Genomic DNA, 15,884 nt, shown 5'->3' on the forward strand with positions numbered 1-15,884 from the left:
TTAAAGAGTGGTTTTTTTATATTATATAACTATTTGGATATCTACTAAAGCGCAGCAATATGTTTTGCCAAACCCGATTTTAAGTTAGACGCTTTATTAGCATGAATTATATTTTTCTTTGCCAACTTGTCTAACATAGAAACAACTGAAGGAAACATTGCTTCTGCTTCTTTCTTATCTGTTAGTTCACGCAACTTTTTAATTGCACTACGCGTTGTTTTATGTTGATATTTATTCAACACACGCTTAGACTCGTTACTTCTTATTCTTTTTAAAGCTGACTTATGATTTGCCATTTTGTTTTTTTCTTATTTAAAAATTGTAGCCCGTAGGGGAATCGAACCCCTCTTACCAGGATGAAAACCTGGCGTCCTAGCCGATAGACGAACGGGCCATTTGGTAAATTTCTATTTAAATGAACCTACAACGTTTCCATTGCGGATGCAAAAATACAACTATTTTTAAATGTTGCAACAGTAGATGAAACTTTTTTAAAATTTTTTTTTATCTAATATGCTTTTGCAAATAAAACACGTCTGTTTGATGGTTTTCCAGAATACACACACACCCCCTCTTCTTCCTTCGCATCCAAAGGTATACAACGGATTGTAGCCTTGGTGATCTCTTTTATTTTGTCTTCAGTTTCAGTCGTGCCATCCCAATGCGCAGAGATAAACCCTCCTTTTGATTCTAGTGCTTTTTTGAATTCATCAAAAGTATCTACAGGTGTAATATGCTCGTTCCTAAAATTTAAAGCTTTTGTAAATAATGCTCCTTGAATTTCTTCAAGTAAATCCTCAATAACAACACTAACCCTATCAAGAATAACAGTTTGTTTAGTTAAAGTGTCCCTTCTAGCCACTTCCACCGTTTCATTTTCTAAATCTTTAGGCCCAATAGCTATTCTCACAGGTACACCTTGTAATTCATGTTGCGCAAATTTTGCTCCTGGGCGCAAGGTATCGCGTTTATCGAACTTAACTGAAATATTTCTATCTCTTAAATCACCTATAATATCTTCAGCAACCTTACTAATGGCATTAAATTGTTCTTCGTTTTTATAAATAGGTACAATAACCACTTGGTATGGTGCCAAATTTGGTGGCAATACTAAACCATTATCGTCACTATGCGTCATAATTAAAGCTCCCATTAAACGCGTAGAAACACCCCATGAGGTTGCCCAAACATAATCTTGTTTCCCTTCTTTATTGGCAAACTTCACATCAAATGCTTTTGCAAAATTCTGACCTAAGAAATGTGAAGTCCCTGCTTGCAGTGCCTTTCCATCTTGCATTAAGGCTTCAATACAATAGGTATCCTCTGCCCCAGCAAAGCGCTCACTTTCAGATTTCACACCTTGTATAACAGGAATAGCCATAAAATTTTCAACAAACTCAGCATATACGCCATTCATTAATTTTGTTTCTTCAATAGCTTCTGCTTTTGTTTCGTGAGCTGTATGCCCCTCTTGCCACAAGAACTCGGCAGTGCGCAAAAACAATCGCGTACGCATTTCCCATCGCACCACATTTGCCCATTGGTTTATCAATAATGGCAAATCTCTATAAGATTGTATCCAATTCCTATATGTATTCCAAATTATAGCTTCGCTTGTAGGCCTTACAACCAACTCTTCTTCGAGTTTAGCTTCAGGATCTACCCTTAATTTTCCTTTGTTATTAGGATCGGATTGTAATCTATAATGTGTAACAACAGCACATTCCTTCGCAAAACCTTCAGCATTTTTTTCTTCAGCCTCAAACAAACTTTTGGGCACAAAAAGTGGAAAATATGCATTCTGATGTCCAGTTTCCTTAAACATCCTATCCAATTCTGCTTGCATTTTTTCCCAAATAGCGTACCCATAGGGCTTAATAACCATACAACCTCTTACAGCGGAATTCTCAGCTAAATCAGCCTTTACCACTAATTCGTTATACCATTTTGAGTAATCTTCTGCCCTACTTGTTAATTTTTTGCTCATATCGCTTTTTTGGCACAAATATTGTGATTATGTTAAATAAAAAAATAGTAGCGCAAAACTAACTATTTTTGTTTTGTTCAACAATTAAATTAAAGAGATATGCAAATTAATCACTACTTAAAATCGAAAATGCAATTCGCAGCAATCCTAGGATTGTTATTCGGGTTAGCATCATGCGGTTCCTACCAATACGTAGGTGTTGACAATGATGGTATTTACGGAGGAGCCAACGATAATAAGCAAGATGAAGTTAAAGTTGTTGATGGCACAATAAATACTCCTGGTAATAATGATTATTACGAGAATTATTTTAAGAATAAAGCGCAGGAATATGAGATAGCTACCGATAATGGTGCAATATTTACAGATATTGACGGATACAGTAGCGAACAGAACCTTGCAATTAATGATACTATTTATAACGATTACCAAGGTAATGCTGGTTGGGGGCAAACCAATAGCAATGTGGTAATTAATTTTCACGACAACGGTTGGAACAACTGGGGATGGGATCCTTGGCTGAATGCTGGCTTTGGCTGGGGCGGAGGCTTCGGTTGGGGCTGGAACAACTGGGGCTGGAATAGATGGAACCGCTGGGGCCCTGGTTGGGGCTGGAACAACTGGGGTTGGAATGCTGGCTGGGGCTGGGGCGGAGGCTTCGGTTGGGGTGGTGGCTTCGGTTGGGGCTGGAACAATTGGCACCCTTCCCTATACTACGGCAATGGCTTCTATCCAAGAAACAGGTTTGGCAATAGGTTAGCTTTTAGCAATACAAGAAGAGGAAGTACTGCATTATTTGGAAGAAACTCTACTAGCAATTCACTACGAAGAAGTAGTGTTGCAAGCAACAGACGTTTGTCTTCAAGTAATAGAAACAGTACTACTGCAAGAAGATACAACAGCACCTCTAGAAGAACAAGTGTTGCGCGCAGCAACAGCTCATCTTCTAGATATAGCACAACAAGGCGTAATAGTGTTGCTAGAACTAATGGTACTTCTAGCAGAGTGAGTCGTTCAAACTCACCTACATCAATTAATAGAAATTCTACAGTGAGAAGAAGCAGCTCTAGACAGCCATCTTATTCTCCAAATAGGTCGTCATCATCTAACATCAGATACTCTACACCCATAAGGAGAAACTCTTCTTCTACAACCTCTAGAAGTAGTAATTCTAATTACAATAGAAACTCTTCAAGCACAAGTAGGAGCGGTTCGTATTCAAGGTCCTCTTCACCTTCAAGAAGTTCTGGATCTGTTTCAAGATCATCAGGGAGCTCTAGAAGTTCTGGAAGTTCAAGAAGTTCTAGTGGCGGCAGAAGACGTTAATAACAAATCATTAAAAATTAAATACAAGTATGACCTTAGATATTTAAAATAATCACCACGCTATTTATAGTATTGATTATTTTAAATATTCTGGGTTATTTTTGCCCATAAATAACAAAAAATTAAACATATGAAAAAGCTCCAATTATTATGCATAGGCTTGTTATCTGTTTCCACAATTTACGGTCAAGATATTAGTGATGCTTTACGATATTCTCAAGACAATATTCAAGGAACTGCTCGTTTTAGAGCGCTAAGTGGTGCTTTTGGTGCACTTGGTGGAGATATGAGTGCCGTAAGTATTAATCCTGCAAGTTCTGCGGTGTTTAGCCAAAGTCATGCATCGTTTTCTTTAGCGAATGCCGAATTAAATAACAATACACAATATTTTAATGGCACTGGTAGTGTTAACGATTCTAATTTCGATTTAACGCAAGGTGGAGCATCTTTCGTTTTTAAAAACACAAGTAACTCTCCTTGGAAAAAATTTACTATTGGTGTAGCCTTCGATAGAACTAATAACCATGATGATAATTGGTTTGCTGTAGGTACAAATACTAATAGTAATAATTTTAATAACACCATCGGAAGCTATTTCTTTGATTATGCTAACGGACTTCGTTTAGACGAAATCTCAGCATTTCCAAATGAAACTTTAGATGACGCATACGTTAATATAGGAAACGATTTGGGTTTTGCACACCAACAAGGTTTCTTAGGCTACGAATCTTTTATTTTAGAACCAGAAGTTGATGCCGATGACAATACGAGCTATCTATTAAATGTTGCAGAAGGTAATTTTAATCATGATTACACGTATTTATCAACAGGATATAACGGTAAAATCGCAGTTAATCTTGCTGCACAATACGGTGACGACCTATTTTTAGGAGTTAATTTAAACTCACATTTTATAGATTACGACCGCTCTACCCTGCTTTTTGAAGATAATAATAACGTAGGCTCGATAATTACTGATGTTGAGTTTGAAAACAATTTGTCTACAAGAGGTTCAGGGTTTTCATTTCAATTAGGTGGGATTTTAAAATTAACTAACGAGTTTAGAGTTGGATTAACCTATGATTCTCCTACTTGGTACACCATTGAAGAAGAAACTACACAATTTTTAGGTACTGCTGGAGATGATGGCTCTCCATTTAACGTTAATATCAACCCTCAAGTTACCAACATATACCCATCGTACAGATTACAAACACCTGCAAGATTTACAGGAAGTGCTGCGTACGTTTTCGGACAAAAAGGATTAATCAGTTTTGATTATTCAACTAAAAACTATGGGGCTACTAAGTTTAGACCAGAAAATGATTTTACTGGTTTGAATGCAGATGTTAGCGACGTACTCACCACTGCTGCAACATACCGATTAGGAGGTGAATACAAGCATAAACAATTTAGTTTTAGAGGCGGATATAGATTTGAAGAAAGCCCCTATGTTGATGGTGTTACGGTTGGAGATCTAAACGGTTTTTCTTTAGGTATTGGTTATAACTTTGGAAATACCAGATTAGATATTACCTACGATAAATGGGAAAGAACAGACCAAACACCTTTGTACAATATTGGTTTGATAGATGCTGCAACTATTAATAGAGAAAACTCTAATATTACCTTAACCTTAGGATTCAATATTTAAATTCAAAAACAATATAAACCACAAAAGCTTGAGTTCTTAAACTAAGAATTCAAGCTTTTTTGTAATATAAGGGTACTATTAAAGACTAAGTGTAATATTAATAATACGTTAGAAGCAAAGTAAAAAAATATGAATTGCTTATCTTTGCAAATTAAATTTTCAGTTAATACTTATGAAATTTGACAATTTAGAAGAGTTTGATGCTTTAGGAGATGAACACATTGGTTCTTCAGAGAATACACCAATGCGAAGTGATGCATTTAAACTTAGCAATGAGGAGAAAATAGACATTATAAAAGACGACGTGCGTCACATCATGGAAACCCTTGGTTTGGACCTAACCGATGATAGCTTAAACGGTACTCCCAATCGTGTTGCAAAAATGTTTGTGAAGGAAATTTTTGGAGGTTTAGACCCTAAGAAAAAACCCAGTGCCTCTACTTTTGAAAACAAGTATAAATACGGTGAAATGCTGGTTGAAAAAAATATCACGGTATATTCAACTTGCGAACACCATTTGTTACCTATTGTTGGAAGAGCACACGTAGCCTATATTTCTAATGGCACCGTGGTGGGACTATCTAAAATGAACCGTATTGTAGATTATTATGCTAAACGTCCGCAAGTTCAAGAACGTTTAACCATTCAGATTGTTAAGGAACTTCAAGAGGTTTTAAATACCAAAGATGTAGCTTGCGTTATTGATGCGAAACATTTATGCGTCAATTCAAGAGGCATTAGAGATATTGAAAGTAGCACGGTAACCTCAGAATTTGGTGGTAAATTTAAAGATATGGCTACGCGTCGAGAATTTTTAGATTATATTCAGCTAGACACTCAGTTTTAGTTTTAAACATATTTAGTCCCAAAACTTATAATAACTCATCAGCAAACCAAATGCAGTTATATCAATCAAACCAAATCAAAATATACAATTCCCTCACTGGAAAAAAAGAAGTTTTTAAACCTATAAACGAAGGACATGTAGGCATGTATGTTTGTGGACCTACCGTGTATAGCAATGTTCATTTAGGAAATGTAAGGACTTTTATGTCTTTTGATATGGTATTTCGTTACCTAAAGCATTTAGGGTATAAGGTGCGCTATGTTAGAAATATTACGGATGCAGGACATTTAGAGAACGATGAAGATGCTGGAGAGGATAAAATCACAAAAAAAGCACGTTTAGAACAAATTGAACCTATGGAGGTGGTGCAGCGTTACACTGTTGACTTTCATAACATTCTAAATACTTTAAACTTCCTCCCTCCTAGTATTGAGCCTACGGCTACAGGACATATTATTGAGCAGATTGAATTGATTAGTAAAATTATCGACAATGGTTTTGCTTATGAAGTAAATGGCTCTGTGTATTTTGATGTTCATAAGTTTAATGAAACCAATGAATACGGAAAATTAAGCAAACGAAAGCTTGAAGATTTAATACATAACACACGCGCTTTAGATGGGCAAAGCGATAAAAAGAATCCACAAGATTTTGCGCTTTGGAAAAAAGCTGAACCGCAACATATCATGCGCTGGCCTTCACCTTGGAGCGATGGTTTCCCAGGATGGCATTTAGAATGTACCGCGATGAGCACCAAATACTTGGGAGAACAATTTGATATTCATGGTGGTGGTATGGATTTAAAATTTCCACATCACGAATGCGAAATTGCCCAAAACGAGGCCGCAAAAGGAGTTTCTCCTGTTAATTATTGGATGCATGCCAACATGTTAGAGCTTAATGGCTCTAGAATGTCTAAATCCACAGGAAATACAGTGAACCCAAATGAATTATTGTCTGGCGATAACAAATTCTTCAGTAAAGCATTTGCTCCAGGTGTTATCCGTTTTTTTAATGCGCAATCGTCTTATCGCAGTGTTTTAGACTTGACCGATGATGGTTTATTAGCCAGTGAAAAAGGATTTAACAGACTTATGGAAGGCATAAAATTGTTGAATAACATTAAAGCCTCTGGAGACTCTGCGTTTGATGTGAATGCATGGAAGCAAAAATGCTATGATGCAATGAACGACGATTTTAATTCGCCTATTCTTATTGCACATTTATTTGAAGCTGTAAAATATATCAATCAAATTAAAGAAGGAAAAGCTGGTGTTTCTCAAGAGGACTTGGAAATATTAAAGACCACAATGCATGCCTTTGTATTTGATGTTCTTGGTTTGGAAAATACTTCTGAAACTAATTCAGGAACAGATAAACTCTCTGGTGCCGTTGATGTTCTTATAAAATTGAGACAAGAAGCCAGAGCGAATAAAGATTTTGCATTATCTGATAAGATTCGTGATGAACTGGCAGAAGTTGGCATTGTGCTAAAAGACGGAAAAGACGGTACTACGTTTTCAATAAACTAGTTTATTCGTTAGATGTAGGTTGTTTGGTTGCACAATTACTTAACAACTAAGCATCTCCAATATAGATATGAAAAAAATTCTTATAGCACCATTTGTATTGCTGATTAAGGTGTATCAAACTTTGATATCTCCGTTAACGCCGGCAACCTGTAGATACCAGCCTACATGCTCGCATTACGCTATAGAAGCCTTAAAAAAACATGGTGTTTTTAAAGGAGGATGGCTCGCTATAAAACGTATTTTTTCTTGTCATCCTTGGGGTGGTTCTGGTTACGATCCTGTACCCTAAAAAAGACACTGTTTTATTTTTATAATTGTCGCATTTTGGCTATTGATTGGTGAGGCTAAAAACATATTAAAGAAGGGTGTGAACCAGAACAAAAAATGACGCGAGAGCAAGCCTTAAAATCCTATACATTGGATGCTGCATATGGTGCTTTCGAAGAAGACATCAAAGGTTCTATACAAGTTGGAAAACTAGCAGATTTCACCATTTTTGATAAAGACATCATGACTATTGATGAGTCTGAAATCCTAAACACTAAAGTGGTGATGACCATTTTTGATGGTGAGGTTGTTTATGAAACTACGTATTAAACAATTTGATTTATTACAATTACAATCAAGTAATTATAACACATTTTAAAGGTGGTAAGTTTATTAAAATTTCTAATTGAATAGAACTTATTGAGTTATTAGAACTAAAGAAATAATGAAAAACAAAAAAATAACAACCATACAATGGGCCACAATGGCCTTTATTATGCTATACCTATTATGGGAATTTGTAGTGCTGTCTTCATGGAAAGAAAATACAGCAGGACCTTTGATACGTGTAGACCTTTTAATTCTTTATCCGATGATTCTCATCGGAATTGTAATATCTATCATCCAATTTCTAAAAAGAGGAAATTAACCCACTATAAGAGTTTCTATGCAAAATCTTGCTATAACAACGCGCAACTGTAATCAAGATGAGCGCTATTTCGACCCCATGCAAATGGCACTGAGAACGTGAGTTTTGAGTCAAGGAAAAATATTAATATCTATATCTTTTATTTCTATACGCACCTTAACAAGCATCTACTACTCCGGAATAGCCTTTAAAATCTCTAGAACGAATTTCCAATATTTTTGTACTGAAGAAATCTGCGCACGCTCATCTGGTGAATGTGCACCCTTAATGTTTGGTCCGAAACTTATCATATCCATTTCTGGATAATTTTGGCCCAAAATACCACATTCCAATCCTGCATGACATGCTGCTACGTGTGGTTTTTCACCATTTAAATCTTCATAGAGTTTCGTCATTACCTTCAAGATGGCAGAATCCATATTTGGTGTCCATCCTGGGTATTCGCCTGAAAATTCCACTTCACAGCCTGTTAATTCAAATGTTGCCCTTAGGCTATTGGCTAAATCCATCTTAGAACTTTCCACAGAGGAACGCGTTAAGCAACTCACTTCAATATTACCTTCTTTTACTACAACTCTGGCTATATTATTTGAAGTTTCTACCAAATCAGGAATATCAGCGCTCATACGATACACACCATTTAAAGCAGCGTACATAGCTCGTGTAAACCCTTCTTGAACACCTAAATCCATAATGCTTTTTGGTGCTTCTGTCTTCGAAACTTCAATCACCAAATCAGGCTCCATGGTTTTGTATTCTTTCTTTATCGCATCTGCGAGCTCCTTCATTTCTAAGACAAATGCATTTTCGTGAATCGCATCTATTGCAACAATGGCTTTACTCTCTCTAGGAATGGCGTTTCGCAAACTTCCACCATCTATTTCAGAGATTCGTAATCCAAAATTCTCAAAACCATCAAATAATAAGCGGTTCATAATTTTATTGGCATTTCCTAACCCTTCATGAATTTGCATTCCTGAATGTCCACCTTGCAAGCCTTTTACCTTAATTTCAAAGCCAATTTTAAACTCAGGTGTTTCTTCTTCGTTGTAGGTTCTTGTTGCTGTAATATCTATACCACCTGCACAACCCACACCAATTTCATCATCTTCCTCGGTATCCAAATTCAATAAAATACCACCAGACAACAAACCACCTTTTAAACCCATAGCACCCGTCATTCCAGTTTCTTCATCGATGGTAAATAATGCTTCTATAGCTGGATGAGGAATATCGGTACTTTCTAAAATTGCCATTATTGTTGCCACACCCAATCCGTTATCTGCACCTAAAGTTGTTCCCCTTGCTTTTACCCAATCACCTTCCACATACATATCAATACCCTGATTGTTAAAATCAAAAACCGTATCGTTATTTTTTTGGTGTACCATATCCAAATGCGACTGCATTACTACAGTAGTTCTGTTTTCCATTCCCGTAGTTGCGGGCTTCTTAATAATTACGTTGCCTACTTCATCTTCAATGGTTTCCAATCCTAAATTTTCACCAAAGTTCTTCATGAAAGCTATTACACGTTCCTCTTTTTTTGAAGGTCGTGGTACTGCATTTAAATCTGCGAATTTATTCCAAAGTGCCTTAGGCTCTAATTGTCTTATTTCTGCGCTCATAGTGTTGTTTGTAACGAATTTCAAAGATAGCAAAAATGCACCGACATTGGCAGCTACTCCTGATTGCAACGGCATCCTTTTTTGAGGCACGAGAAAAAGATATAGTGGAAAGCAGGAAGAAACTTTAGCAAATAAGTAGAAGGGCTGCGGTACAAATTTTTAGTATTTTTGATACATGCTGAAGAAGAAAAAGTTATTACTTGCCTTAGGGCTAATTCCGCAAGTATTACTGATGCAATTACTTTCGCGTTACCCTGAATTTGTGGAGCGGTACTACAGTGAAGGGTTGTACCAATGGCTATCTAAAATGTTTCGGTTTGTTTTGGGTTGGCTACCATTTTCGTTTGGCGATATGGTGTATGGCCTAGGTGGTGTATATATAATTTGGTGGTTTGTTAAAAATAGATTGCGTATACGAACAGATTTTAAGCATTGGACAACCGATGTATGTGCTGCAATATCAATTATATATTTTGCATTTCATTTATTTTGGGGTATAAATTATTACCGGTTGCCGCTGCACAAGAATTTAGATTTGAATGCTGATTACACCACTGAGCAACTGGTGGAAGTGACCGAAAAATTAATTATAGCTTCCAATAGGTTACACGCGAAACTTGTGCCCAATGATTCTTTAAAAGTGAATTTGCCTTATGATAAAGCTGAAGTTTTTGAAATGATTCCGAAGGGATATGATAATTTGAAAAGTGTTTTTCCGAATTTGGAATACCATCCTGAGAGCAAAAAACAGTCTTTATTTAGTTATCCATTAACCTATATGGGCTTTAGTGGATATTTGAATCCGTTAACTAACGAAGCGCATGTTAATGGGCGCATTCCTATGTATAAATTCCCAACAACGACAGCTCATGAAATTGCACATCAATTGGGTTATGCTGCCGAAAATGAGGCTAATTTTATTGGGTTTATGGCGGCATCTTATAATGAGGACGACTTTATTAAATACTGTGGTTACACCTTCGGACTCCGTTTTTGTTTGGCTGAGATTTACAGGCGTGATGAATGTTTATTTGAAGATATTTTGGCAGATGTTAATCTGGGAATTAGAAAAAACTACGAGGAATCCCGTAAGTTTTGGGAGGCACACGAAAACCCTTTTGAGCCTTATTTTAAGGTGTTTTACGGTAATTTCCTAAAAGTTAACAACCAAACAAAAGGTATGGAAAGCTATAGCTATGTTGTAGCGCTTTTGGTTAATTATTTGGAGACGAAGGACTTGTAGTCTATTTGAATTTAAATGGTTCAATAAAATCTATAAGCCTAAATGAACTTAAGGTTTATAATGGTTTTCGATACTATTTTTTTTGCCACAAAAACACTCGAACTGTATTAGTTACTCAACAATCGTTGCACCCACTGGAGCTTCAAAAATTTGTGGTTCTGGTTTTTCTTTTGAAAGTTTAATATCAGTAAACTTTAAATCGTTGCGCTTTGTGGTGGGTAGATTGTTTTCGTAGTTGTACCATGTTAACGTCTCGGGTAAAACTAATCCGTTAACCGTTTGCCAATTGCTATATTTTATAAAATGAAATTCCTTGCTTTTTTCTTTTGAAAAATAGGTTACCGTATAACCCAACCATTCCATTTTATAGGTTTCGGGGTTGTAATACAAAATATATTCATCTTCGGGAGACTCGCCTACACCACGTTCGTAAGCGATTTTAATTCCTGGATATGATACACCATCAAACTCCAAAGGTTTTACGTCTTCGTACATAATACCGTCGTCTGCCAGTACAAATGGCATTGCATAGAAATAGAACATTAAGTTATAATAGAACTTTGCATTCCCTTTATAGGGTATTGTATCCTTAAGTTTTAACCAAACGGCTTCACCATTAAAGCCAATAGTGTGTTTTGGCATTTCTATTAAAGATGTTCTGTTTTTTAAATCTGTGGTAGTTATTTCATCTCCATTTGGCTTTTTCATGGTGAACACTAAGGATTGCATATCACTCCACGTATCTATACCACCGTGCGCATCGAATACCTTGGTAATATTTTCTGGATATACTGATGTTGTAATATCTAGCTGTTCATCTGTATATTGCTCGGTTGGAGTAGACTTATTTTTACAATTAAAAAGTGAAATTATAAGCGCTACAATTAATAGCTTTTTCATGGTTGATGATTTTTAAAATTATGAGCTTTGACGAAGTTAACGGAATATAATTACATAAAAACAATTACTTTTGTTCAACGCATATGAAAACGATTACCAGTTCACAAAACACCTATATAAAAGAACTTGTTCAGCTAAAAGACAAGTCGCGCGAACGTCGAAAAACAGGGTTATTTTTGATTGAAGGCCAACGTGAAATTTCTTTGGCTTTAAAAGGTGGATATCAACTGGAAACCATTTTATTTTATTCTGAGTTATTTCCAATCGAACAGCTAAATAACTTAGCAACTCAACCTACAAATACAATAGAAATTTCAAAAGAGGTTTATCAAAAATTGGCCTACAGAGCTACTACAGAGGGTGTTTTGGCTGTAGCAAAATCAAAACCAAATAGTTTAACTGATTTAAAGCTTGATACAGATCATCCATTAATTTTAGTAGCCGAAGCCCCAGAAAAACCCGGAAACATAGGCGCTATTTTAAGAACAGCCGATGCTGCCAATGTAGATGCTGTTATCATCGCCAACCCTAAAACGGATTTGTACAACCCTAATATTATTCGCTCTAGTGTAGGCTGTGTATTCACCAACAGTATCGCCACGGGAACTACTGAAGAAATTATCAGCTTTTTAAAAGCACAAAGCATCACTATTTATTGTGCCGCATTACAAGCTTCTGTAGATTATCATACGCAAGATTACACAAAACCAACAGCTATTGTTGTTGGCACTGAAGCTACAGGTTTAAGTGATTTATGGTTAGAAAGTTCAACTCAAAATATTATAATCCCTATGCAAGGTGAAATAGATTCTATGAATGTTTCTGTTGCTGCAGGAATCCTTATTTTTGAAGCGAAAAGACAGCGAGATTTTAAATAACACCCCGAAAATGTTAGTCTGAGCGCAGTCGAAGACCTTAAAACGCTGAAGCTGTAATGCACTGCGACTGCTCTTAGTGTGACATTTTTAATTATAATTTTTATAAAATGAATTCCTATTATGTTTATATTTTAAAATGTTCTGATAACTCTTATTATACAGGGATAACAAATAATTTAGACAAACGTTTCAATGAACATGAGCATGGGAAATTTAGAGATTGCTATACCTATAAAAGAAGACCTGTTGAAGTGAAGTTATATGAAACATTCAATGATGTGCTTCAGGCTATTTATTTTGAAAAGAAAATAAAAAAGTGGACGAGAGCCAAAAAAGAAGCCCTAATTAATGGTAATTTTGACATGTTACAAATATTAGCAGAGTGCAGAAATGCTACACATTATAAATATTCGGGTAAATAAGCACTTCGACTGCGCTCAGTGTGACACTAGAACATATTTTTTTATTTGGAATTTAAAAATTAGAATTTATGAACTCACAGAGTTTATTCTACATTATCATAGCAATAATCATCATCAATTTTATAGTTGATAAAGTTTTAGACGCTTTAAACGCCAAACATTTTAATGATGAATTACCGAATGAACTTAAAGATGTTTATGACGACGAAGAATATAAAAAGTCACAGCAATATAAAGCTACCAAGCATAGATTCGGCATCATTACCTCCGTTTTTTCTTTAGTGCTTACACTAGGGTTTTTATTTTTTGATGGCTTTGAATTTGTAGATGTCATAGCGCGAGGTTATAGCGACAACCCAATACTCATTGCTTTGATTTTCTTTGGAATAATCATGATTGGTAGTGATATTTTAACTATACCTTTTAGTTATTACAGCACATTTGTGATTGAAGAAAAATTTGGGTTTAACAAAACTACGGTTAAAACGTTTTTCTTAGATAAAATTAAAGGTTGGCTCATGATGGCTATAATTGGCGGTGGTATATTAGCACTTATTATTTGGTTTTATCAAGCCACAGGAAGTCACTTTTGGCTTTACGCTTGGGGATTGGTTGCGGTATTCACACTATTTATGAATATGTTTTATTCTAAACTTATTGTACCACTTTTTAATAAACAAGCCCCTTTAGAAGCTGGAGAATTACGTAATAAAATTTCAGCTTATGCAAAAACAGTTGGTTTTAAGTTAGATAAAATTTTTGTAATTGATGGCTCAAAACGTAGTACAAAAGCCAATGCCTACTTTTCTGGTTTTGGGAGTGAAAAACGCGTGACACTTTACGACACCTTGATTAATGATTTAGATGATGATGAGATTGTTGCCGTATTAGCACATGAGGTGGGGCATTACAAAAAGAAGCACATTATTTTTAATTTGTTTGCGTCTATTTTATTAACAGGATTAACGCTTTATATTTTGTCCTTATTTATTTCTAACCCATTATTATCGCAAGCTTTAGGCGTTGAAATACCGAGTTTCCATATTGGGTTGATTGCCTTTGGGTTACTCTACTCTCCTATTTCTGAAGTTACGGGATTAATAATGAATGTATTTTCCAGAAAATTTGAATACCAAGCAGATGATTATGCCAAAAACACTTATAAAGGCGAACCTTTAATTACCTCGCTTAAAAAACTCTCCAAAAACAGTTTAAGTAATTTAACACCGCATCCGGCATATGTCTTTATGCATTATTCGCATCCAACGCTTTTGGAACGGATTAAGAATTTGAGGAAGTAGTACACATATTTGACTTTGTAAAAATTTTCAACTAACTTCGTTTAACAGCGGATATAAGCCCTTGTGTTGAGCTTGTCGAAGTATTGCATAACGGCGCATATCCGTCAACCCATTGTACTTCATTATGACAAAACGCTAACCAATGATAAAATTCTTTAGAAAAATTAGAAAAAAACTGCTATCTGAAAGCAAATTCAGTAAGTACCTGATTTATGCACTCGGAGAGATTGTGCTGGTTGTCATTGGAATTTTGATTGCGCTTCAGGTAAATAACCTTAACGAACAACGAAAAGAAAATAATTTTGAAGTTGGCATATTAAAGGAAATCCGGACCAATTTACAAACGGACCTGATTGAAATAAGAGAGGATTTAGAGTTAATGGGCATCATTAATAAAGCCTGTTTAGACGTCAGAAGCCATTTGCTAAATCTTGAGCAACCAACCGATTCTTTATCAGTAAGTGCAGCTATTTTAAGAGTTACACCACATTTTAGCCCTATAACAAGTGGTTATAATTTATTACAAAATAAAAATGTTGGAATCATTAAAAACGATAACTTAAGAGATGCCATTTTATACCAATACGACATGCTATATCCTTATTATAAAACTTATGAGGATGAACGTGGACGGTTTCATGCCTTACATAGCGAACCACAACTAATAGAATATTTTTCAATGAACTATGATTCAAATCAATCTTTAAGTTTCAGAGGGTTGTTTTTTGAGATAAGTAAAGAAGACTATCAGAGATTGAGAAATGATTCAAAATTTTTGAAGCTTTTAAAGGCCATTGCTTTTGAGAATAGCGCCACTCAATCACGAGGTCATAGAGTTGAAAAAAGTATTATTGAACTTATCAATAAAATTAATACTGAATTGAAACAAAAACACTAAGCACAACAATGGCATAAGTAATTGCTTGTTCTCGCCTACTTCTGAAAATCCTTTCGGATTTTCAGTTTGGTACGTACTTGCAAAGTTAAGTGCTAAACAACGCAACTAATCTTATACAAACACGTTAAACGAACCTCCCAAAAAAACTAAAAACACCTCTCTAACCATGAGCAAGCAAATACACCCGCGTTAGGGATTGCAGTGGAAAGCCCACAGCGAGGCACGAGCGAGGACTTGCAACGTAAAGCCCGACCCTGCTTGCCCTGAGCTTGTCGAAGGGTGGGGTAACGCCCTAAAGCATTAAATTTCAAATTCCAAAATCTAAATGCCATACTACTATTCAGCAATCCTA

16 protein-coding genes and 1 tRNA gene are annotated in these 15,884 nt (G+C 35.7%); 12 read left to right on the forward strand and 5 right to left on the reverse strand.

Annotated elements, in window-relative coordinates:
• Positions 1-44: 44 nt before the first annotated feature.
• From rpsT to proS, 3 genes are all read right to left on the reverse strand, one after another.
• On the reverse strand, positions 45-296 hold the full coding sequence (gene rpsT / locus BMY39_RS08965; RefSeq protein WP_092578739.1) for a 30S ribosomal protein S20: 252 nt from the start codon (positions 294-296) through the stop codon (positions 45-47).
• Between the two features lie 26 nt (positions 297-322).
• Positions 323-394, reverse strand: a tRNA-Glu gene (locus BMY39_RS08970).
• A gap of 114 nt (positions 395-508) precedes the next feature.
• Positions 509-1,987, reverse strand: coding sequence for a proline--tRNA ligase (proS, locus tag BMY39_RS08975; RefSeq protein ID WP_092578741.1), 1,479 nt, complete (start codon positions 1,985-1,987; stop codon positions 509-511).
• A 129-nt stretch (positions 1,988-2,116) separates the two neighbouring features.
• On the opposite strand from proS, the gene BMY39_RS15085 reads away from it, so the two are divergent.
• The 7 genes from BMY39_RS15085 to BMY39_RS09015 all read left to right on the forward strand — a co-directional run bounded on the left by BMY39_RS15085 (position 2,117) and on the right by BMY39_RS09015 (position 8,262).
• Positions 2,117-3,313 carry a hypothetical protein gene (locus BMY39_RS15085; RefSeq protein WP_177176576.1) on the forward strand — a complete coding sequence of 399 codons (1,197 nt, stop codon included), beginning with the start codon at positions 2,117-2,119 and terminating at the stop codon, positions 3,311-3,313.
• Between the two features lie 130 nt (positions 3,314-3,443).
• Complete coding sequence (locus BMY39_RS08990; protein ID WP_092578747.1) at positions 3,444-4,967, forward strand: OmpP1/FadL family transporter; 1,524 nt, start codon at positions 3,444-3,446, stop codon at positions 4,965-4,967.
• Between the two features lie 172 nt (positions 4,968-5,139).
• Positions 5,140-5,814, forward strand: coding sequence for a GTP cyclohydrolase I FolE (gene folE, locus BMY39_RS08995; protein WP_092578749.1), 675 nt, complete (start codon positions 5,140-5,142; stop codon positions 5,812-5,814).
• A 50-nt stretch (positions 5,815-5,864) separates the two neighbouring features.
• Positions 5,865-7,346 (forward strand): cysteine--tRNA ligase, encoded by a 1,482-nt coding sequence (gene cysS / locus BMY39_RS09000; RefSeq protein WP_092578751.1) that lies wholly within the window; start codon positions 5,865-5,867, stop codon positions 7,344-7,346.
• Positions 7,347-7,413: 67 nt separating this feature from the next.
• Positions 7,414-7,635, forward strand: a complete 222-nt coding sequence (yidD, locus tag BMY39_RS09005) for a membrane protein insertion efficiency factor YidD (protein ID WP_092578753.1) — start codon at positions 7,414-7,416, stop codon at positions 7,633-7,635.
• Positions 7,636-7,700: 65 nt separating this feature from the next.
• Positions 7,701-7,943, forward strand: coding sequence for an amidohydrolase family protein (locus tag BMY39_RS09010; protein WP_262490329.1), 243 nt, complete (start codon positions 7,701-7,703; stop codon positions 7,941-7,943).
• A 115-nt stretch (positions 7,944-8,058) separates the two neighbouring features.
• The gene (locus BMY39_RS09015; RefSeq protein WP_092578755.1) at positions 8,059-8,262 is read left to right on the forward strand and encodes a hypothetical protein; all 204 of its coding nucleotides are present in this window, start codon (positions 8,059-8,061) and stop codon (positions 8,260-8,262) included.
• A 170-nt stretch (positions 8,263-8,432) separates the two neighbouring features.
• Here BMY39_RS09015 and BMY39_RS09020 read toward each other — a convergent pair whose 3' ends face one another.
• Positions 8,433-9,890 (reverse strand): aminoacyl-histidine dipeptidase, encoded by a 1,458-nt coding sequence (locus BMY39_RS09020; protein WP_092579204.1) that lies wholly within the window; start codon positions 9,888-9,890, stop codon positions 8,433-8,435.
• Between the two features lie 175 nt (positions 9,891-10,065).
• Between BMY39_RS09020 and BMY39_RS09025 the strand changes: the two genes are divergently transcribed.
• Positions 10,066-11,133 (forward strand): DUF3810 domain-containing protein, encoded by a 1,068-nt coding sequence (locus BMY39_RS09025; protein WP_092578757.1) that lies wholly within the window; start codon positions 10,066-10,068, stop codon positions 11,131-11,133.
• A gap of 111 nt (positions 11,134-11,244) precedes the next feature.
• On the opposite strand, the gene BMY39_RS09030 is transcribed toward BMY39_RS09025, so the two are convergent.
• Complete coding sequence (locus tag BMY39_RS09030; RefSeq protein WP_092578759.1) at positions 11,245-12,033, reverse strand: DUF6503 family protein; 789 nt, start codon at positions 12,031-12,033, stop codon at positions 11,245-11,247.
• A gap of 83 nt (positions 12,034-12,116) precedes the next feature.
• On the opposite strand from BMY39_RS09030, the gene BMY39_RS09035 reads away from it, so the two are divergent.
• The 4 genes from BMY39_RS09035 (at position 12,117) to BMY39_RS09050 (ending at position 15,532) form a co-directional block, all read left to right on the forward strand.
• Positions 12,117-12,911, forward strand: a complete 795-nt coding sequence (locus tag BMY39_RS09035) for a TrmH family RNA methyltransferase (RefSeq protein ID WP_092578761.1) — start codon at positions 12,117-12,119, stop codon at positions 12,909-12,911.
• A 107-nt stretch (positions 12,912-13,018) separates the two neighbouring features.
• Positions 13,019-13,333, forward strand: coding sequence for a GIY-YIG nuclease family protein (locus tag BMY39_RS09040; protein WP_092578763.1), 315 nt, complete (start codon positions 13,019-13,021; stop codon positions 13,331-13,333).
• A gap of 68 nt (positions 13,334-13,401) precedes the next feature.
• Complete coding sequence (locus BMY39_RS09045; RefSeq protein WP_092578765.1) at positions 13,402-14,634, forward strand: M48 family metallopeptidase; 1,233 nt, start codon at positions 13,402-13,404, stop codon at positions 14,632-14,634.
• A gap of 142 nt (positions 14,635-14,776) precedes the next feature.
• The gene (locus BMY39_RS09050) at positions 14,777-15,532 is read left to right on the forward strand and encodes a DUF6090 family protein (RefSeq protein ID WP_092578767.1); all 756 of its coding nucleotides are present in this window, start codon (positions 14,777-14,779) and stop codon (positions 15,530-15,532) included.
• Positions 15,533-15,884 lie beyond the last annotated feature (352 nt).

Source organism: Hyunsoonleella jejuensis, from assembly GCF_900111025.1.
Lineage (GTDB): Bacteria > Bacteroidota > Bacteroidia > Flavobacteriales > Flavobacteriaceae > Jejuia > Jejuia jejuensis.

Excerpts from the sequence above, each read along its gene's own strand:
- rpsT (WP_092578739.1), bottom strand. The coding sequence starts at position 296 with ATGGCAAATCATAAGTCAGCTTTAAAAAGAATAAGAAGTAACGAGTCT.
- proS (WP_092578741.1), bottom strand. The coding sequence starts at position 1,987 with ATGAGCAAAAAATTAACAAGTAGGGCAGAAGATTACTCAAAATGGTAT.
- BMY39_RS15085 (WP_177176576.1), top strand. The coding sequence starts at position 2,117 with ATGCAATTCGCAGCAATCCTAGGATTGTTATTCGGGTTAGCATCATGC.
- BMY39_RS08990 (WP_092578747.1), top strand. The coding sequence starts at position 3,444 with ATGAAAAAGCTCCAATTATTATGCATAGGCTTGTTATCTGTTTCCACA.
- folE (WP_092578749.1), top strand. The coding sequence starts at position 5,140 with ATGAAATTTGACAATTTAGAAGAGTTTGATGCTTTAGGAGATGAACAC.
- cysS (WP_092578751.1), top strand. The coding sequence starts at position 5,865 with ATGCAGTTATATCAATCAAACCAAATCAAAATATACAATTCCCTCACT.
- yidD (WP_092578753.1), top strand. The coding sequence starts at position 7,414 with ATGAAAAAAATTCTTATAGCACCATTTGTATTGCTGATTAAGGTGTAT.
- BMY39_RS09015 (WP_092578755.1), top strand. The coding sequence starts at position 8,059 with ATGAAAAACAAAAAAATAACAACCATACAATGGGCCACAATGGCCTTT.
- BMY39_RS09020 (WP_092579204.1), bottom strand. The coding sequence starts at position 9,890 with ATGAGCGCAGAAATAAGACAATTAGAGCCTAAGGCACTTTGGAATAAA.
- BMY39_RS09025 (WP_092578757.1), top strand. The coding sequence starts at position 10,066 with ATGCTGAAGAAGAAAAAGTTATTACTTGCCTTAGGGCTAATTCCGCAA.
- BMY39_RS09030 (WP_092578759.1), bottom strand. The coding sequence starts at position 12,033 with ATGAAAAAGCTATTAATTGTAGCGCTTATAATTTCACTTTTTAATTGT.
- BMY39_RS09035 (WP_092578761.1), top strand. The coding sequence starts at position 12,117 with ATGAAAACGATTACCAGTTCACAAAACACCTATATAAAAGAACTTGTT.
- BMY39_RS09040 (WP_092578763.1), top strand. The coding sequence starts at position 13,019 with ATGAATTCCTATTATGTTTATATTTTAAAATGTTCTGATAACTCTTAT.
- BMY39_RS09045 (WP_092578765.1), top strand. The coding sequence starts at position 13,402 with ATGAACTCACAGAGTTTATTCTACATTATCATAGCAATAATCATCATC.
- BMY39_RS09050 (WP_092578767.1), top strand. The coding sequence starts at position 14,777 with ATGATAAAATTCTTTAGAAAAATTAGAAAAAAACTGCTATCTGAAAGC.